The organism is Pseudomonas sp. MM227, from assembly GCF_947090715.1.
Taxonomy (GTDB): domain Bacteria; phylum Pseudomonadota; class Gammaproteobacteria; order Pseudomonadales; family Pseudomonadaceae; genus Aquipseudomonas; species Aquipseudomonas baltica.
On sequence record NZ_OX352319.1, the window covers coordinates 1,939,616 to 1,957,256 of the forward strand.

Consider the following 17,641-nt stretch of genomic DNA (forward strand, 5'->3'; position numbering starts at 1 on the left):
GTGCTAGGGTAAGGTCTGTCAGCCAACAGGAGCCTGCCCATGCCCGACCTCGCCCCGTTCACGCTCAGCAACCCGCCCGGCCTTTTCGACCCGGCGCCCTATGGCTACTCCCATGTGGCCGAGGTCGCCGCTGGCAGCAAGTTGCTGTTCATCGCAGGCCAGGGCGGTGAAAGCCTGGACAGCAGCATCTCCCCGGACTTCCAGCTGCAGGCCGGGCAGGCCCTGGCCAACCTGCGCACCGCACTGGCCTCGGTCGGTGCCGATTATTGCCATGTCGCCAAGCTGACCGTGCTGGTGGTCGATCACGACCACGAGCGCCTGGCCATCTGGAGCGACACCCTGCGCGAGGCGTGGGGTGGCGAAATGACCCCTGCCTGCACGTTGATCCCGGTGCCGCGCCTGGCCCTGGACGGCATGCTCATCGAAGTCGATGCGGTCGCGGTGGTGCCGCAATGAGCGAGTTGATCAGCGCCCTGCGCGGCATCGTCGGCGCCACCCACGTGCTGACCGAGTCGGCCGAGACCGAACGCTTCCGCCAGGGCTTCCGCTTCGGCAGCGGCAACGCACTGGCCGTGGTCCGCCCCGGCTCGCTGCTGGAGCAGTGGCAGGTGGTCAAGGCCTGCGTGGCGGCCGATGTGATCGTCATCATGCAGGCGGCCAACACCGGCCTGACCGGAGGTTCCACCCCCGACGGCGGTTACGACCGTGAAGTGGTGATCATCAGCACCTTGCGTATGCGCACGGTGCACGTGATCGAGGAGGGCCGTCAGGTCATCTGCTTCCCCGGCTCGACCCTCGATCAGCTGGAGAAGGTCCTCAAACCCTTGGGCCGCGAGCCCCATTCGGTGATCGGTTCCTCGTGCATCGGCGCGTCGGTGTTCGGCGGCGTCTGCAACAATTCAGGTGGCTCGCTGGTGCGTCGCGGACCGGCCTACACGCAGATGGCGGTGTACGCCCAGCTCGGCGCCGATGGCACCTTGCAACTGGTCAACCACCTGGGCGTCGAACTGGGCGATACGCCCGAGCAGATCCTCGGCAACCTGGACGCCCAGCGCTACACCGCCACCGATATCAAGGCCGATGCCGGGCTGGGCTCCGACCATGGCTACGCCGCCTATGTGCGCGAAGTCGACGCGCCCACGCCCGCACGGTTCAATGCCGACCACCAGCGCCTGTACGAGGCCAGCGGCAGTGCCGGCAAGCTGGCGGTGTTCGCCGTACGCCTGGACACCTTCGCCGCCGAGCGCGACACCGCGGTGTTCTACATCGGCAGCAACGACACCGCCGACCTCACCCAGATTCGCCGGCACATGCTCGAACGGTTCGACGAGCTGCCGATTGCCGGCGAGTACATGCATCGCGACGCCTACGACGTGGCTGCCGAGTACGGCAAGGACACCTTCCTGATGATCCATCACCTGGGCACGCAGCGCCTGCCCAGGATGTTTGCCCTCAAGAGCCGCGCCGACACCTTTCTCAAGCGTTTTCCCTGGCTGCGCGCCAACCTCGCCGACCGGGTCCTGCAGGTCGCCGCGCGCTGCTTCCCCGATCACCTGCCACCACGCATCCGCGATTTCCGGCAGCGTTACGAGCATTACCTGATGCTCAAGGTGTCAGCCGGCTCGGTGGCACCGACCCAGAAGCTGCTCGAAGGATTGTTCGCCGGGCGCGAGGGAGACTTCTTCCGCTGTACCGCAGAGGAGGGCAGCAAGGCCTTCCTGCATCGGTTTGCCGCTGCCGGTGCGGCGGTTCGCTATCGCGCGGTGCATGACCGCGAGGTAGAGGACATCGTGGCCCTGGACATCGCCCTGGCGCGCAACGATCGGCAGTGGTTCGAGACGCTGCCCGACGACATCGAGCAGCAGATGATCGTCAAGCTGTACTACGGGCATTTCTTCTGCCACGTGTTCCATCAGGACTACATCCTGCGCAAGGGCAGTGATTGCCTGGCGGTGGAGCATCGCATGTGGGCACTGCTCGACGAGCGCGGCGCCGAGTACCCCGCAGAGCACAACGTCGGCCATCTGTACCCGGCCAAGCCGGCGCTAAAGGCGTTCTACCAGCAGCTGGACCCTTGCAACGCGTTCAACCCGGGTGTCGGCCAGACCTCCAAATGTCGCCACTGGCAGGAGTGAAGTAGGAGCGGTTCGCTGATGCGGTACACCTGCCGGACCGCAGCGTACCCTTCGCGGGTAGAACCCGCTCCCACAGGTCACCACAGTCTCTTGTTCACAAGGTCACCGCTATTTCTTGTGGGAGCGGGCTCTGCCCGCGAATGGCTCGACGCGGTACACCTGCCTGACCGCAGCGTACCCTTCGCGGGTAGAACCCGCTCCCACAGGTCACCACAGTCTGTTGTTCACAAGGTCACCGCTATTTCTTGTGGGAGCGGGCTCTGCCCGCGAATGGCTCGACGCGGTACACCTGCCTGACCGCAGCGTACCCTTCGCGGGTAGAACCCGCTCCCACAGGCCACCACAGTCTCTCGTTCACAGGGTCACCACCGATTCAGTCCGGCAGCCATTCCTGCAGGGTCAACTCGACGGTGATGAACGACAGGTTGCGGCCGCGCTCCAGCCGTCCGGCGAAGATGTTGCCGTCGGCGTCCGCAACCACCGCCTGCAGGCGACTCTCGCCGATGACGATCTCGCCACTGATGCTCAGAATCTCCACTCCCGGTCCCGGCACGTTCAGGGTCTTCATGCCGTGTCGGCCCAGATAGCCCAGCTGTGCATCGATCAGGCTGCCCAGCCCGCCACGAATCACGGCCAGTGCAATCCCGTGGCTGGCGCACAGCGCCTCGGCGCTTTCAACGATGTCTTCGTTGGGTTTGAGCCGGGCGACCACGAGTCGGCCCAGGCGGCCGGTCTGGATGCTGGAAGCGGACAGGTCGGGTTCGAGTACGGCGCTGGCGTTCATGAGGCCTCCTGGTCGATCGGGTGCAAGAGATTGAAGTGGGTTTCGGCATCGGGCTGTGCCTGATAGGCGACCTGATCGAACAGGCACAGGCGGATCACCAGGTTTTCGCTGCCCACAATCAGTTTGTCGAGCACCAGATGGCCACCGTGCTGCTGCCCGTCGCGGTCCAGGAACCCGGCGTGGCAATGCAGCAACGGCATGTTCTGCGCATCGCGGCCGACGGTGATGGCGCCGCTGATGAACGTGATGTAGCCGTCCAGTACCACCGGCGCACCGTAGTCGTAGGGGCGCTCGGCCTTGTCGGTGACCACCATGCGGTGGTAGCTCAGGTGCGCCGCGCCGCCACAGAGAATGCGCCCCACCGCGCTGCCGTAGCGGCGCCCGCGCAGGGCTGCCAGCAAGCCTTCGGCGACGTTGCACGCCAGGGGCAACACGATACGCAACTCTTCACCCTGGGCCACGCTGCGGTCCAGGCGCCGCGGCTGCTGCGCCGGCCCGCCGTGGACGAACACCCGTACGCCGTCGCGCTGTTCGAAATGGGGGTTCATCAGGCTACCTCCTCGCGTTCCTGCAGCAGTGCGCGGATCTGCTTCTTGACGATCTTGCCGTAGCCGGACTTGGGCATGTCGTCCCAACGCACGAAGTGCTTGGGCCATTTGTAGCGAGCCAGGCGCGGCTCCAGATGGGCCAGCAACTGCTCGTCACTGACCGGGCCGGTGGTGACGATCACCGCGCAGCCGCATTCGCCCCATTTCGCGTCCGGCATGCCCAGCACGGCCACTTCGTTGACAGCAGGGTGGGTCAGCAGGGCTTCCTCGACCTCGCGCGGGTAAACGTTGGAACCGCCGGAAATGTACATGTCCGAGGCCCGGCCGGTGATGAACAGATAGCCGTGCTCGTCGACGTGGCCCAGGTCGCCGGTGTGGAACCAGCCGTGCTTGAAGCAGCTGGCATTGGCCTCCGGGTTGTTGTAGTAGCCGCTGAACACCGCCGGGCCGCGCACGCAGATCTCGCCGTCCTCGCCGGTCGCCAGTTCCTGGCCCGACTCGTCGAGAATCGCCACTTGCATGCCAGTGCGCGGATAGCCGCAACTGCCGACCTTGGCGGCCGGGGAATCCTCGGCATCGTGGCAATCGGCGGGCAGCACGGTGATGTTGCCGGTGACTTCGCCCAGCCCGTAATACTGCACCAGCACCTTGCCCAGCTTGCGCAGGGCGTGACATTGGTCGGCGCGGTACATCGGCGCGCCGGCATAGATCACCTGGCGCAGGCTGCTATGGTCGTAGCGGTCGACGGCGGGGTCTTCGGTAAGCATCTTGACGATGGTCGGCACGGTGAACAGGTTGTCGACCCGGTGCTCCTGCACCAGGCGCCAGGCTTCGTCGCAGTCCAGTCGATCGCCGGCCGGCAACACGCAGGCGGCGCCGCGTGCGACGTTGACCAGCGCATGGATGCCGGCGCCATGGGACAACGGCGCCAGCACCAGGGAGCGCGAGTGCTGGGTCAGGCTGGGCATCAGGTCGGCGATGTGGTTGTTGATGACGAAGGCCATCTGCCCGTGGGTGAGCACCCCGGCCTTGGGGTGGCCGGTGGTGCCCGAGGTGTAGAAGAACCACAACGGGTCATGGTAGTTGACGTCGGCGGGGCGGAAAGCGCTGGCGTGCGGCGCGCCTTCGTCCAGCAACTGCCCGTAGCTGAGTTCGCCTTCGCGGGGTTCGCCAAGGGCGATCACATGCACCAGGGCCGGCGACTCGGCGCGCACGGCATCCACGTAGTGAGCCAGGCCGTCGTCGTAGAACATGGCCACCGCGCCGCTGGAACTGCCCAGATAGGCAGCCTCGGGCGGGGTGATGCGCACGTTGGTCGGTACCCATACCGCGCCCAGGCGGAACGCCACCCAGGCGCTCTCGAACAGCGGCAGGTTGTTGCGCGAATGCACCAGCAACTTGTCGCCCTTGCCCAGCCCGCGTGCGCGCAGTGCGGCGGCGACGCTGTCGACCCGCTGCGAAATGCTGCGCCAGGTGTGCACCTGGTCACCGCGGATGAACCCCGGTGCATCCGGGTAGCGGCGGGCAATCTGGTTGAGCAGTTCGCCCAGGTTCATCACATTGTCGATGCCGGTCATTGCACGCGCTCCAGAATGCTCACGTAGTTGGTCACCGCGGCGCCGCCCATGTTGAACACGCCGGCGCGGTCGGCCTTGGCCAATTGCATGTCGCCGGCCTGGCCGCTGAGCTGCATGGCCGCCATCACGTGCATCGACACGCCGGTGGCGCCTATCGGGTGGCCCTTGGACTTGAGCCCGCCGGAAGGGTTGATCGGCAGCCGGCCGTCCTTGCGGCTGATGCCCTCGGCAATCACCCGTGCGCCCTGGCCGCGTTCGGCCAGGCCCATGGCTTCGTATTCGAGCAGTTCGGCAATGGTGAAGCAGTCGTGGGTTTCCACCAGCGACAGGTCGGCCAGGCTCAGGCCAGAGGTGCCCAGCGCTTGCTGCCAGGCGCGCGCCGCGCCTTCGAAGAAAGTCGGGTCGCGGCGCGACAGCGGCAGGTAGTCATTGACCTGCACTGCCGCGCGGAAACTCACCGCCTGGCCACGGCCGGGCGCATGGTCGTCGCGACTGATGACCAGGGCGGCGGCGCCGTCGGTGATCAGCGAGCAGTCGGTGCGCTTGAGTGGCCCGGCCACGAACGGGTTCTTTGCCGACGGCTCGCGGCAGAATTCATAGCCCAGGTCGCGACGCATGTGTGCATAGGGGTTCAACGCGCCGTTGGCGTGGTTCTTCGCGGCGATCAGCGCCAGCGCGTCCGACTGGTCGCCGTAGCGGTCGAAGTAGGTCTGGGCGATGGTGCCGAACACCCCGGCGAAGCCACCCTCGATCTGTGCTTCCTCCTTGGCGTAGCAGCATTTGAGCAGGATCTTGCCGACTTCCTCGGTGGGCAGCGTGTTCATTTTCTCGAAGCCCACCACCAGCGCGTGGCGCGACTGGCCTGAGAGCACTGCCTGCAACGCCGAATGGATCGCCGCCGAGCCAGTGGAGCAGGCGTTCTCCACGCGCACCGAAGGGGTGAAGCGCAGGGCCGGGATGTGGTTGGCGAGCAGGGCGGAGGGGAAATCCTGATAGAGAAAGCCGGCGTTGAAATGGCCGACGTGGACCGAATCGATCTGTTCGGCGTCCAGCCCGGCATGCTCGAGCGCGGCCACGGCCGCATCGGCCATCATCTGCTCGGGGTCGAGCTGGTCGAATTTGCCGAAGGGGGAGTGGTACCAACCGCTGATGACTGGCGAACCCATGAGGTCTTTCCTCGAATGAAATCTGGATTGATGTTGTTTGCCAAGGTCGATAGCAAGAGCGGTGCCAAGGGCTTGAAACGCCGGCCCGTGGCGGGCTGGCTGTTACCGTGGCGAGGTGTCGTGTCGCCACAGGTGTCGCTTCGTTCGCGGCAGGCGACACCTGCGGGAGACACCTGTTACATCGGGCTGTACGGCGCTTTAGGCGTGAAACGTGCGGATACATTCGAGTCGGTACAGTTTTGTTCAAGAAAAACAGGGGCTTGCTTGCCGGCGGGCGCCCTTGGATACGCTTTTTGCGCCGACGGGGCAGGGGTGGCACCCGATTTGCTTTCTCACCCTGCATCCCCAGCGCCAGCCACGGCAGCCCGGTCATCAAACCGGTCAATAAAAACAAGAAGGTCAGGAGAGCTACATGAGTGATTTCTCGCGCCGCAGTTTCATCAAGACCGCCACCCTCGCATCGGCGGCGGTCGCAGCCACTGGCCTGGGCTTGTACAGCTCGAAAAGCCAGGCGGCGGACTTCAAGCTCAAGTTCGCCAACAACCTGCCCATGATTCACCCGATGAACGTCCGGGCGCGGGAAATGGCCAAGGCGATCAAGGAAGAGACCGACGGCGCGGTGCAGATCCAGGTGTTCCCCAGCAGCCAGTTGGGCAGCGACACCGACACCCTGGCCCAGGTGCGCTCCGGCGCGGTGGACATGTTCGCCCTGTCTCCGGTGATCCTCGGCACCCTGGTGCCTTCGGTACAGATCAGCGCCGTGGGCTTTGCCTTCAAGGACTACGATCAGGTCTGGAGTGCGATGGACGGCGAGCTCGGTGCCCATGTCCGCGGCGAGATCGCCAAGACCGAGACGCTGTTCGCCTTCGACAAGATCTGGGACAACGGCTTCCGCGTCACCACCACCAGCACCCGTCCGGTGCTCAAGCCCGAAGACCTGGTCGGCATGAAGCTGCGCGTGCCGCCCAGCCCGATCATCATGTCGATCTTCAAGGCGTTCGATGCGGCGCCCACCAGCATCAACTTCGCCGAAGTGTATTCGGCCCTGCAGACCCGCATCGTCGAGGGTCAGGAAAACCCGCTGACCCTGGTGTCGTCGGCCAAGCTCTATGAAGTGCAGAAGTATTGCTCGCTGACCAACCACGTGTGGGACGGCTTCTGGATGCTCGGCAACAGCAAGTCGTTCGCCCGCCTGCCGGCGGACATGCAGGCCGTGGTGCGCAAGCACGTCGATGCCGCGGTGATGAGCCAGCGCGCCGACCTGGCGGCCTTGCAGGGCAGCATCCGCGACACCCTCAAGGAAAAGGGCCTGGAGCTGGCCGACACCGAGCCGCAGGCGTTCCGCGAGAAGCTGCGCAGCGCCAACTACTACGCCGACTGGCACGAGAAGTTCGGTGAAGCGGCCTGGGCCATCCTCGAAAAATACTCCGGGAAGCTGGCATGATGAGCGCCGAGGCGATGCCGGTCGAAAACGCTGCCATGCCCCTGCCGGCCCGGGCGCTCATCTGCCTCAACCGCGGCGCCATGCGCGTGGTCGAGGTGCTTGCCGTAGCCTTGATGCTGGTCGAGACCTGTGTACTGCTGGCCGGCGTGGTCTCGCGCTACGTGTTTCACAACCCGCTGGTGTGGACCGATGAGCTGGCCTCGTCGTTGTTCATCTGGCTGGCGATGTTCGGCGCCGTGCTGGCCCTGGATCGGGGCGAGCACATGCGCATGTCAGCGCTGGTGAACAAGCTGCCACCGGCCTGGCGTGGTTTCAGCGAAACCCTGTCGGCGCTGATCGTGGTGCTGTTCGTGGCCATGATCATCACCCCGGCGATGGTCCACTCCCACGAGCAGATGGCGATCACCACCCCGGCGCTGGGCATCCCCGACGGGGTGCGCGCGGCAGCCTTGCCGGTCGGCGCCATGCTCATGCTGCTGGCAGCGGTGTCACGCATGGCGCGCTACTCCACGCTGCGCCAGTTCGTCGCCGGCGTCGCCGTGGTCGCGGTAGTCGGCGGCACGCTTTGGCTGTCCCAGCCGCTGCTGGCGGAGATCGGCAACTACAACCTGGTGGTGTTCTTCCTGGTGCTGCTGGGTGCCTGCGTGTTCGGTGGCATCCCGATCGCGTTCGCCTTTGGCACCGCGACCATGGCCTATCTGGCGCTGGCCACCCATGCACCTTTGTCCATCGTGGTCGGGCGCATGGACGAGGGCATGTCGCACATGGTCCTGCTCGCCGTGCCGCTGTTCGTTCTGCTGGGGGTGGTGTTGCAGCTGTCGGGCATGGCCCGCACCCTGATCGATTTCATGGCCTCGCTGCTGGGCCATGTGCGCGGTGGCCTGCAATACGTGCTGCTCGGCGCGATGTTCCTGGTGTCGGGAATCTCCGGCTCCAAGGTGGCCGACATGGCCGCGGTGGCGCCGGCGCTGTTCCCGGAAATGAAGAAGCGCGGCTCCGAGCCGGAAGAACTGGCCGCCTTGCTGGCCGCCACCGGCGCCATGACCGAGACCATTCCGCCCAGCCTGGTGCTGATCACCATCGGTGCGGTGTGCAGTGTCTCGATCACCGCGTTGTTCATCGGCGGGCTGATGCCGGCGGTGGTGGCCACCGTGGTCATCGCCATCGTCTGCTGGTGGCGTTCGCGCAAGGAAGCCATGCCCACCGTCAAGCGCGCACCGATGTCGGTGGTCGCCAAGACGTTCATGATCGCCTTGCCGGCCCTGGCGTTGCCGCTGCTGATCCGCGTGGCCGTGCTCGAAGGGGCGGCGACCGCCACCGAGGTGTCGACCATCGGTGTGGCCTACGTGGTGCTGGTGGGGCTGGTGATGCACCTGTTCATGCGCCACATCGAGTTCCGCAAGGTCTATCCGATGATGATCGAGGCTGCGGCACTGTCCGGGGCAATCCTTTTGATCATCGGCATGGCTTCGGCCATGGCCTGGGCACTGACCCAGTCGGGGTTCTCGGCCAACCTGGTCGACCTGATCAGCGAGATACCGGGCGGGGCGATCGGCTTCATGTTCGTCACCATCGTCACTTTCCTCATCCTGGGCAGCGTGCTCGAAGGCATTCCGGCCATCGTGCTGTTCGGCCCCTTGATGTTCCCGTTGGCCGAAATGCTCGGCATCCACCCGGTGCACTACGCCATGGTGGTGATCCTGGCCATGGGTATCGGCCTGTTCGCGCCGCCGTTGGGGGTGGGTTTCTACGCTGCCTGTGCCATCAGCAAGACGTCGTCCGACCACGTCATCCGGCGTGTCTGGGGGTACTTGGCGGCACTGGTGGTGGCCTTGGTCATCGTTGCCTGTTTCCCGTGGATTTCCATCGGTTTCCTTTAAGAGAGTCCTGGTCATGAGCCAAGCAGTCAGACAGCTTTCAAGCAACATTGGCGTGAAGAGCATGGGCGCAGGTCGGGTAGCCTTCATCACCGGCGCGGCCATGGGCATTGGCGCGGCAATCGCCCAGCGCCTGGGCGAGGACGGCCACCGCGTAGTGGTCGCCGACATCAACCGCGGCGCCGCCGAGGAAATGGTCGCCGGCCTGCGCGCGCAGGGGATCGATGCCGAGGCGGCGATGATCGACATCGGTGATGCCGCGTCGATCGCCGAGGTGTTCGCGTGCCTCCCGCGCTGCGACGTGCTGGTGAACAACGCTGGCATCGCCAGGACGCAAGCCTTCCTGGACTGCGACCTCGCCGATTGGCAGCGGGTACTCAACATCAATGTGACCGGCGCACTGTTGTGCGGTCAGCACGCGGCACGCTTGATGAAGGCGCAGGGCTGGGGGCGGATCATCAACGTCGCCTCCATCAGCGGCATGCGCGCGAGCGCGGGGCGCACCGCGTACGGCACGTCGAAGGCAGCGGTCATTGGCCTCACCCGGCAAATGGCGATCGAGCTGGCCGAGTACGGGATCACTGTCAACGGCATCGCGCCGGGGCCGGTGGACACGCCGCTGACCCAACGCCTGCACTCGAGTGCCACCCGCGAGTCCTACGCCCGCGCCGTGCCCATGCGTCGTTACGGCACGCCCGCGGAAATGGCCGGCGCGGTGGCCTTCCTGGCATCCGACGATGCTTCCTACATCAGCGGACACGTGATCCCGGTGGACGGCGGCTACATGGCCTCCGGCATCCTCGAAATCTGACTGCCAGGTAAAAGTACCGGGCGGTGTGTCAGGCATACCGTGTCAACCCTTCGCGGCCGCTGACCGCTCCTACACAGGCCCTGCACAATCGCAAGGCCCCACTGTGGGAGCGGGCTCTGCCCGCGAAAGGGGCGCCGCGATACCTCAGGTGTTCACTGATCTTGCAGCGTCGCCTCTTCCCCGGCGCGCATGGCGCTTTCCACGAACGTGGCGATGCAGGGGTTGTGGTTGTCGGCCTTCCATACCGCGACCACTTCGATCACCGGCGGTGCCACCAGCGGCCGAAAGGTGGTGGTGGTCAAGCGCATGTTGCGCATCGAGCGCGGAACGATGGCGATGCCCAGCCCTTCACCCACCAGATTGACGATGGTCTGCTGCATGTTGATTTCCAGCCCCACGTTCGGCGTTACGCCATGCTGCAGGCAATAGTTGACGATCATGTCATGCAGGGCCGGGGCAATGCGTCGCGGCACGATGATGAAAGTCTCTGCAGCCAGATCACGCGGATCGATCAACGGCTGCTCCAGCAACCGATGCCCAGGCGGTAGCACCACCGTCATCTCCTCGCGGTAGATCGTCACCGTTTCCAACCCACTGCAATCCTGCGGGCGGTACATGATCGCCACATCCTTGTGGCCGCTGCTGATGTCCTGGGCCAGGTCCATGGGCAGTGTTTCGGTGAGCTTCAGATTCACCTGCGGATACTGCGCCGCGTAACGCCGAGTGATCGCGGGCGTCACGCTGTAGGCCGTCGACATCATGAACCCCACCGACAATTCCCCGGCCGCCCCGCGAGCCGCCGCCAGCGCATTGCGCTTGGCCTGCTCGAACGCCGCAAATACCGTTCCGGTGTCCAGATAGAAACGCTGGCCGGCATCGGTCAACTCCACCTGCCGCCGCGAGCGGTCGAACAGCTTTACCCCCAACTCGTCTTCCAGCAAGGCGATCTGCCGCGACAACGGCGGTTGGGAGATGTGCAGCCGCTCGGCCGCGCGGCCGAAGTGCAGGGTTTCGGCCAGCGCACGAAAGTACTGTAAATGCCTGAGCTCGATCATTGATGCTCGCAAAGGTATCAGTGGGTACCCGATTATGGATTGGAAAACATAACTCCGCCTGCCGTATTGTGAAATGGCCACAGCGTCGAGGCTTGCGTCACGAGCGCCAGACCTCGAGATAGTCACAAGCTATAGAACAATAAAAGGTGACGCCGATGTCTTCTGTATGCGAACACACCGCACGTGCTTCGACTTCTTCGCCCGCACTTTCTTCGCCCGCCGCGTGCGATTCCGATATTGCCAACGACAGCGATCCGCAGGTCCGCCAGGCCTTTCGTCGCGCCCTGCGCCTGATGGAGCGTGGCATTGCCGTGCTCATCCAGGGCGAAACCGGCACCGGCAAGGAAGTGCTGGCCCGCGCCTTGCACGCCCACAGCCAACGCCATCGGGCGCAGTGCGTGGCGCTCAATTGCGCCTCTATTCCACAAAGCCTGATCGAAAGCGAACTGTTCGGCTACTCGCGCGGCGCCTTCTCCGGCGCGTTGCCCTGCGGCAAGAAAGGCAAGGTCCAGCAGGCCGACGGCGGCACCCTGTTCCTCGATGAGATCGGCGACATGCCGTTCGAACAGCAGACGCGCCTGCTACGGGTGATCGCCGAACGCGAAGTCACACCCTTGGGCGCCGAGCGCAGCGTCAAGGTCGACTTCGCCCTGATCTGCGCGACTCACCAGAACCTCACTGGCCTGGTGCAACAAGGCACGTTTCGCGAAGACCTGTTCTATCGCATCGCCACCGGTGTGGTGCAATTGCCGCCGCTGCGCGAGCGCACCGACCGCGCCGAACTGGTCTGCCGCATGGTGGCCAGCGAATTGCCCGGCTGCGACCCTCGGCAACTCATCGCCTCGGATGTCTGGCCACTGCTGCTCAATCATCCCTGGCCAGGCAACCTGCGGCAGATGCGTGCGGTGATTCGCTACGCCTGTGCCGTGATGGAAGGTACCCGCATCCAGCGCGCCGACCTGCCGGTGGACTTCATCGCCCAGGGCAGTGCGCCCGCCGTGTCGCCTGCCAACGTTACGCCGATCCGTCGTCCGGTCGTTCTGGCCGCACCGGTGGACGAGCGTGCCGACGTGCTCGATGTGCTCAACGCCTGCCGCTGGAACATGTCGGCGGCGGCGCGTGCCCTGGGCATCTGTCGGCCATCGCTGTACCGCGTCCTGCGCCGCCTGGGCATCCCGCCGCTCAAGGACCAACTGGCCCAAGGCGCCTACCTGCCAGCCTGACGCCGCCTCTGTATTGCCTGATCTTCAACCAAGGGAACAACAATAATGAATGCCCCTATCAGTCTTGCCATCACCGGCCAGGTGGCGGTGGTGACCGGTGCCGCGCGCGGTATCGGCCTTGCCATCGCCCAGGCGCTGGGTCAATGCGGTGCTCGGGTGGCAATTGCCGACCTCGACGGCGCGGCCGCGCGAGCCGCTGCCGGGCAGTTGTGCGAACTGGGCATCGACGCTATCGGTGTGGCGGTGGATGTGTCCGACGAAGCCCAGGTGCAAGCGATGGTCGACAGCGTCGAGCAGGCGCTGGGCGGCGTCGACATCCTGGTCAACAATGCCGGGATCGTCTCCACCGGACCGCTGCTGGAAGTCAGCGCCGCCGAATGGAACCGGGTCATGGCCATCGACCTCACCAGCGTGTTCTTCTGCGCCAAGGCCGTGTTGCCGGGCATGATGGCCCGGCGCGCCGGACGCATCATCAATATCGCTTCGGTAGCCGGCAAACGCGGTGGCGGCCTGCTGGGCAACAGCTGCTATGCAGCGGCGAAGGGAGGAGTGATCGCCCTGACCAAGGGCCTGGCCCGTGAAGCCGGGCCGTTCAATATCACCGCCAATGCCATCACGCCGGCGCTGACCGACACCGACATGACTCGAGCCCTGAGCCCCGAGGCGCGCGCCAAAGTGCTCGCCGACATGCCGCTCGGACGTGCTGGCTCGCCACGTGACATCGCTGCAGCGGTGTGCTTCCTGGCCAGTGGCGCGGCCAGCTTCGTCACCGGCGAGATCATGGACGTCGACGGCGGCTACATGCGCGACTAGCTCTGCACCCCGGCCGGTATCAAGGCCAGGATCAGCGACACCGTGACCAGCGACAACAGGGTCGAGACCAGGATCGCCCGCGACATGGTGTCGGCCTCACGGCCATACAGCGCAGCCAGCATGAACGGCCCGTTGCCGATGGGCAGGGCGCTCACCAGCAGTGCCGCCCAGGCCCACATCGCCGGTATGTCGAACACCCAGAACGCCAACCAGGCGGTCAGCGCCGGCTGCACCAGCAGCTTCATCGCCACCAGCATGGCCAAGGTCTTGCCATCGGCCTTGTGCGATTTTTCCGCCGCCAGGAACAGACCGATCGACACCAGCGCACAGGGTCCGGCCGCCGCGCCGAGAAACTGGAACAGCTGGCGCACGCCCACCGGCAGCACCAGCCCGCTGTAGGCGACCAGCGAACCCAGCACCGGGGCGACCATGATCGGATTGCGCAGCAGCGATTTGCCGACTTTGAGCAGGGTGCGCCCGAGGCGTTTCTCGGTTTGCTGGAAAGTCTCGATCATGATGATGGCGACCGCGAACAGCAGGCAGGCGGTCATCACCGCGCCGATCACCGCCGGGGCGATGCCGGGGTCGCCGAACGTCAGCAGGCACAGCGGGATGCCGAGAAACCCGGAGTTCGGATAACCCGCCCCGAGGGCATCGATGGTGGCATCGAGAAAGTGCGCACGGGCCCGCACGCGCAGCCACAGCGTCAACAGAAATACGATGCCCATGCCCAGGCCGAAAACCACCACATAGCCCATGTCCAGCCCGTGCAGTGTGCCCAGCCGCGCCATGGCCTCGAATAACAGGGCCGGCAAGCCGAGGTAGATCACGAAACGGTTGAGCTCGATCGAGGCATTGGGCCCCAGGACGTTGCGCCGACGGCAGACGAAACCTACCAGAATCAACCCGAACACTGGAAAGGCGACGTTGAAGATTGCGAGCATCGGGTGCTGTGTCCTGTGGACTGTTGGAAGCCCCAGTGTAGCAGCGTCGCCACCCGTGGCACGGCAAGTTGCGCCGGGTCGGCGCAATTGTCCACACCCCAACTCTCGACGCGGACCTACCGTTGGGCAACTCGTCGTTTTTTACTTGAATGCAGGGGGGAGCTGCATCTACACTGATGGCACTATCACATTAGGAGGCGATAGTGTGTCATGACAGCCAATAACCTGATGGACCTGGTTGCGCTGAAGCCGTTGTCTGCCACCGAGGCAGGCTGTGTGGATCGCGTGTTGCGCGCCATGCGCACGCACTTGGGCATGGATGTAGCGTTCGTTTCTCATTTCCGCCAGACCGACCGCGTGTTCACCCACGTCGACGCGGCGGCGTTGATACCCCTGAGCCCCGGCGATGTGCTGGAGATGAGCGCCGGCTACTGTCGCGGCGTGGTCAGCGGCGAACTGCCCGGGCTTATCCGCGATACCGGTCAATTGCCGGCTGCGATGGCCATACCGCAGACCCCCGGCCTGCCAATCGGTGCGCACATGAGCGTGCCCATTCATTTGAGTGATGGACGCCTGTACGGGACGTTCTGCTGCTTCAGTCACGCACCGGATCCGGGGTTGACCGAACGCGACCTGAAGATGATGAAGGTGTTCGCCGAGCTGATTGCCGAGCGCCTGGAGTCCGACCTGCAAATGGTCCGCGATCATGACGACAAGGCGCTGCGCGTGCTGGACGTGATCCAGTCGCAGCAGCCACGCGTGGTCTATCAACCGATCTACGACCTGCACACCATGCACGTGGCAGGCTGGGAATGCCTGTCGCGCTTCAACGGCCAACCGGCGCGCACCCCGGACGTCTGGTTCAAGGAGGCCGCCGAAGTCGGTTTGGGCAAGGAACTGGAATGCCTGGCCATTGCTGTGGCCCTGGCCGGTCTGGCGCGGCTGGCGCCGGGCACCTACCTGAGCATCAACTGCTCACCCGAGCTGGTGCTCAGCGGACGATTGCTGGGTCTGTTCAAGAACTACCCGGCCGAGCGCCTGGTGCTGGAGATCACCGAGCATGCGGTGGTGCAGGACTATGCGTCGTTGCAAGTGGCCCTGCAGCCGCTGCGGCTGCGGGGTGTGCGCGTAGCCATCGACGATGCCGGCGCCGGCTATGCCAGCATGCGGCACATCCTGCAGGTGCGTCCGGACATCATCAAGCTCGACATGAGCCTGACCCGTGGCATCGACCAGGATTTCCAGCGACGCGCCATGGCGTCGGCGTTGATCGCGTTCGCCCGCGAGACGGGGAGTGTGATCGTTGCCGAAGGCGTGGAAACAGAAGCCGAGTTGGCGCAACTCAAGCGCCTGGGCGCCGCCAACGCCCAAGGCTTCCTCCTCGGCCGCCCGCAACCGTTGTAGCAGCGGCGCAAGCCGCGTCGGCGACACATGCGGTGGGTCAGGATAAACGCGATGCCCCCTGACGCGGCTCGCGCCGCTGCTACGGCGATCGCGTGATCCGCGTCCGGGGGTATGTGGGTCGAAATGCGTTGAACCCTTAGAAAACCACACCCTGGCTGCGCAGGTAATCATCGTACGTGCCGCTGAAATCGATCACGCCATCGGCGCTCAGCTCGATGATGCGGGTGGCCAGCGACGACACGAACTCGCGGTCATGGCTGACGAAAACCAGCGTGCCCGGATAGTTCTCCAGCGCCAGGTTCAGTGCCTCGATCGACTCCATGTCCAGGTGGTTGGTCGGTTCGTCCATGAGCAGCACGTTGGGCTTCTGCAAGGTCAGCTTGCCGAACAGCATGCGGCCCTGTTCACCACCGGAAATCACCTTCACCGACTTGAGAATCTCGTCGTTGGAGAACAGCATCCGGCCCAGGGTGCCACGTACCATCTGCTCGCCCTGGGTCCACTGGCCCATCCAGTCGAACAGGTTCATGTCGTCTTCGAAGTCGTGTGCGTGGTCCTGGGCGTAATAGCCCAGCTCGGCGCTCTCGGTCCACTTCACCGCGCCCGCGTCCGGGGTCAGCTCGCCGACCAGGGTGCGCAGCAGGGTGGTCTTGCCGATCCCGTTCGGGCCGATGATCGCTACACGCTCGCCCGCTTCGACCACGAAGCTGAAGTTCTCGAACAGTGGCTTGCCGTCGAAGCCCTTGGACATCCGCTCGACGGTGACCGCCTGGCGGTGCAGCTTCTTGTTCTGCTCGAAGCGAATGAACGGGCTGACGCGGCTCGAGGGCTTGACCTCGGCCAGCTGGATCTTGTCGATCTGCTTGGCCCGCGAGGTGGCCTGCTTGGCCTTGGAGGCGTTCGCCGAGAAGCGCGAAACGAAGGTCTGCAGCTCGGCGATCTGGGCTTTCTTCTTGGCGTTGTCCGACAGCAACTGCTCGCGCGACTGGGTCGCAGCGGTCATGTATTCGTCGTAGTTGCCGGGGAACAGGCGCAACTCACCGTAGTCCAGGTCGGCCATGTGGGTGCAGACGCTGTTGAGGAAGTGCCGGTCGTGGGAAATGATGATCATGGTGCTGTTACGCGCCGTGAGAATGTTTTCCAGCCAGCGAATGGTGTTGATGTCCAGGTGGTTGGTCGGCTCGTCGAGCAGCAACACTTCCGGATCCGAGAACAACGCCTGCGCCAGCAGCACCCGCAGCTTCCAGCCCGGCGCCACTTCGGTCATCGGGCCAAAATGCTGTTCCAGTGGAATGCCCAGGCCCAGCAACAGCTCGCCGGCACGGGACTCGGCGGTGTAGCCGTCCATTTCGGCGAACTCGGTTTCCAGCTCGGCGACGGCCATGCCGTCTTCCTCGCTCATTTCCGGCAGCGAGTAGATGCGATCACGCTCGGCCTTGACCTTCCACAGCTCCTCGTGGCCCATGATGACCGTGTCGATCACCGTGAAGTGCTCGTAGGCGAACTGGTCCTGGCGCAGCTTGCCCAGGCGCACGTTCGGCTCGAGCATGACCTGCCCGCCCGACGGCTCCAGATCGCCGCCCAGGATCTTCATGAACGTCGACTTGCCACAGCCGTTGGCGCCGATCAGGCCGTAGCGGTTGCCGTTGCCGAATTTCACGGAAACGTTCTCGAACAGCGGCTTGGCGCCAAACTGCATGGTGATGTTAGCGGTGGAGATCAAGGAGCTTACCTATCAATAACTGGGGGAGCGATGGTTTCGGTGGCCGAACTGCTGGGCGATACGCGGGGAATTCAAACCGGACATTGTGCGTATTGTCGCATAGGTATGGCAGCAGTTGTACGGCGCCCGACAGTCAA

Annotated in this window: 15 protein-coding genes; 8 read left to right on the plus strand and 7 right to left on the minus strand. The window is 64.8% G+C overall.

What is annotated here, in order from left to right:
• Positions 1–39: 39 nt before the first annotated feature.
• Positions 40–456 carry a RidA family protein gene (locus tag ONG87_RS08860; protein ID WP_192054413.1) on the plus strand — a complete coding sequence of 139 codons (417 nt, stop codon included), beginning with the start codon at positions 40–42 and terminating at the stop codon, positions 454–456.
• A complete protein-coding gene (gene dld, locus ONG87_RS08865) occupies positions 453–2,135 on the plus strand; it encodes a D-lactate dehydrogenase (RefSeq protein WP_264382683.1) in 1,683 nt (560 codons plus the stop codon). Before ONG87_RS08860 ends, dld begins: the two co-directional genes overlap by 4 nt.
• Positions 2,136–2,508: 373 nt before the next feature.
• On the opposite strand, the gene ONG87_RS08870 is transcribed toward dld, so the two are convergent.
• Genes ONG87_RS08870 through ONG87_RS08885 form a run of 4 tightly spaced genes read right to left on the minus strand, consistent with a single transcriptional unit; the run spans position 2,509 to position 6,210 of the window.
• Positions 2,509–2,919, minus strand: coding sequence for a PPC domain-containing DNA-binding protein (locus tag ONG87_RS08870; RefSeq protein WP_122714218.1), 411 nt, complete (start codon positions 2,917–2,919; stop codon positions 2,509–2,511).
• Positions 2,916–3,467, minus strand: a complete 552-nt coding sequence (locus ONG87_RS08875; RefSeq protein WP_122478483.1) for a hypothetical protein — start codon at positions 3,465–3,467, stop codon at positions 2,916–2,918. Before ONG87_RS08875 ends, ONG87_RS08870 begins: the two co-directional genes overlap by 4 nt.
• Positions 3,467–5,044: an acyl-CoA synthetase gene (locus ONG87_RS08880; protein WP_197975689.1), complete on the minus strand. Its 1,578-nt coding sequence runs from the start codon at positions 5,042–5,044 to the stop codon at positions 3,467–3,469. The genes ONG87_RS08875 and ONG87_RS08880 overlap by 1 nt, the downstream gene beginning before the upstream one ends.
• Positions 5,041–6,210 carry an acetyl-CoA acetyltransferase gene (locus ONG87_RS08885; RefSeq protein WP_264382684.1) on the minus strand — a complete coding sequence of 390 codons (1,170 nt, stop codon included), beginning with the start codon at positions 6,208–6,210 and terminating at the stop codon, positions 5,041–5,043. Before ONG87_RS08885 ends, ONG87_RS08880 begins: the two co-directional genes overlap by 4 nt.
• Before the next feature lie 412 nt (positions 6,211–6,622).
• Between ONG87_RS08885 and ONG87_RS08890 the strand changes: the two genes are divergently transcribed.
• Genes ONG87_RS08890 through ONG87_RS08900 form a run of 3 tightly spaced genes read left to right on the plus strand, consistent with a single transcriptional unit; the run spans position 6,623 to position 10,342 of the window.
• Entirely contained in the window at positions 6,623–7,654 is a 1,032-nt protein-coding gene (locus ONG87_RS08890) for a TRAP transporter substrate-binding protein (protein ID WP_122478479.1), read from the plus strand.
• Positions 7,651–9,534 (plus strand): TRAP transporter large permease subunit, encoded by a 1,884-nt coding sequence (locus ONG87_RS08895; protein ID WP_197975690.1) that lies wholly within the window; start codon positions 7,651–7,653, stop codon positions 9,532–9,534. Before ONG87_RS08890 ends, ONG87_RS08895 begins: the two co-directional genes overlap by 4 nt.
• Before the next feature lie 13 nt (positions 9,535–9,547).
• Positions 9,548–10,342, plus strand: a complete 795-nt coding sequence (locus tag ONG87_RS08900; RefSeq protein ID WP_244646838.1) for an SDR family NAD(P)-dependent oxidoreductase — start codon at positions 9,548–9,550, stop codon at positions 10,340–10,342.
• A 152-nt stretch (positions 10,343–10,494) separates the two neighbouring features.
• On the opposite strand, the gene ONG87_RS08905 is transcribed toward ONG87_RS08900, so the two are convergent.
• The gene (locus ONG87_RS08905) at positions 10,495–11,397 is read right to left on the minus strand and encodes a LysR family transcriptional regulator (RefSeq protein ID WP_122714213.1); all 903 of its coding nucleotides are present in this window, start codon (positions 11,395–11,397) and stop codon (positions 10,495–10,497) included.
• A gap of 155 nt (positions 11,398–11,552) precedes the next feature.
• On the opposite strand from ONG87_RS08905, the gene ONG87_RS08910 reads away from it, so the two are divergent.
• Positions 11,553–12,620 (plus strand): sigma-54-dependent Fis family transcriptional regulator, encoded by a 1,068-nt coding sequence (locus ONG87_RS08910; protein ID WP_264382685.1) that lies wholly within the window; start codon positions 11,553–11,555, stop codon positions 12,618–12,620.
• A 45-nt stretch (positions 12,621–12,665) separates the two neighbouring features.
• On the plus strand, positions 12,666–13,433 hold the full coding sequence (locus tag ONG87_RS08915; RefSeq protein WP_122714211.1) for an SDR family NAD(P)-dependent oxidoreductase: 768 nt from the start codon (positions 12,666–12,668) through the stop codon (positions 13,431–13,433).
• On the opposite strand, the gene ONG87_RS08920 is transcribed toward ONG87_RS08915, so the two are convergent.
• The gene (locus ONG87_RS08920) at positions 13,430–14,377 is read right to left on the minus strand and encodes an AEC family transporter (protein WP_264382686.1); all 948 of its coding nucleotides are present in this window, start codon (positions 14,375–14,377) and stop codon (positions 13,430–13,432) included. The two genes, ONG87_RS08915 and ONG87_RS08920, sit on opposite strands and share 4 nt — an antisense overlap.
• A 210-nt stretch (positions 14,378–14,587) precedes the next feature.
• Here ONG87_RS08920 and ONG87_RS08925 point away from each other — a divergent pair, with 210 nt between their 5' ends.
• On the plus strand, positions 14,588–15,781 hold the full coding sequence (locus ONG87_RS08925) for an EAL domain-containing protein (RefSeq protein WP_192136645.1): 1,194 nt from the start codon (positions 14,588–14,590) through the stop codon (positions 15,779–15,781).
• 136 nt (positions 15,782–15,917) lie between these two features.
• Here the strand turns inward: ONG87_RS08925 and ONG87_RS08930 are convergent, their stop codons facing one another.
• On the minus strand, positions 15,918–17,504 hold the full coding sequence (locus tag ONG87_RS08930) for an ABC-F family ATPase (protein WP_122478465.1): 1,587 nt from the start codon (positions 17,502–17,504) through the stop codon (positions 15,918–15,920).
• Positions 17,505–17,641 lie beyond the last annotated feature (137 nt).

Coding starts and splice junctions, on each gene's coding strand:
- ONG87_RS08860 (WP_192054413.1), top strand. CDS start 40: ATGCCCGACCTCGCCCCGTTCACGCTCAGCAACCCGCCCGGCCTTTTC.
- dld (WP_264382683.1), top strand. CDS start 453: ATGAGCGAGTTGATCAGCGCCCTGCGCGGCATCGTCGGCGCCACCCAC.
- ONG87_RS08870 (WP_122714218.1), bottom strand. CDS start 2,919: ATGAACGCCAGCGCCGTACTCGAACCCGACCTGTCCGCTTCCAGCATC.
- ONG87_RS08875 (WP_122478483.1), bottom strand. CDS start 3,467: ATGAACCCCCATTTCGAACAGCGCGACGGCGTACGGGTGTTCGTCCAC.
- ONG87_RS08880 (WP_197975689.1), bottom strand. CDS start 5,044: ATGACCGGCATCGACAATGTGATGAACCTGGGCGAACTGCTCAACCAG.
- ONG87_RS08885 (WP_264382684.1), bottom strand. CDS start 6,210: ATGGGTTCGCCAGTCATCAGCGGTTGGTACCACTCCCCCTTCGGCAAA.
- ONG87_RS08890 (WP_122478479.1), top strand. CDS start 6,623: ATGAGTGATTTCTCGCGCCGCAGTTTCATCAAGACCGCCACCCTCGCA.
- ONG87_RS08895 (WP_197975690.1), top strand. CDS start 7,651: ATGATGAGCGCCGAGGCGATGCCGGTCGAAAACGCTGCCATGCCCCTG.
- ONG87_RS08900 (WP_244646838.1), top strand. CDS start 9,548: ATGAGCCAAGCAGTCAGACAGCTTTCAAGCAACATTGGCGTGAAGAGC.
- ONG87_RS08905 (WP_122714213.1), bottom strand. CDS start 11,397: ATGATCGAGCTCAGGCATTTACAGTACTTTCGTGCGCTGGCCGAAACC.
- ONG87_RS08910 (WP_264382685.1), top strand. CDS start 11,553: ATGTCTTCTGTATGCGAACACACCGCACGTGCTTCGACTTCTTCGCCC.
- ONG87_RS08915 (WP_122714211.1), top strand. CDS start 12,666: ATGAATGCCCCTATCAGTCTTGCCATCACCGGCCAGGTGGCGGTGGTG.
- ONG87_RS08920 (WP_264382686.1), bottom strand. CDS start 14,377: ATGCTCGCAATCTTCAACGTCGCCTTTCCAGTGTTCGGGTTGATTCTG.
- ONG87_RS08925 (WP_192136645.1), top strand. CDS start 14,588: ATGACAGCCAATAACCTGATGGACCTGGTTGCGCTGAAGCCGTTGTCT.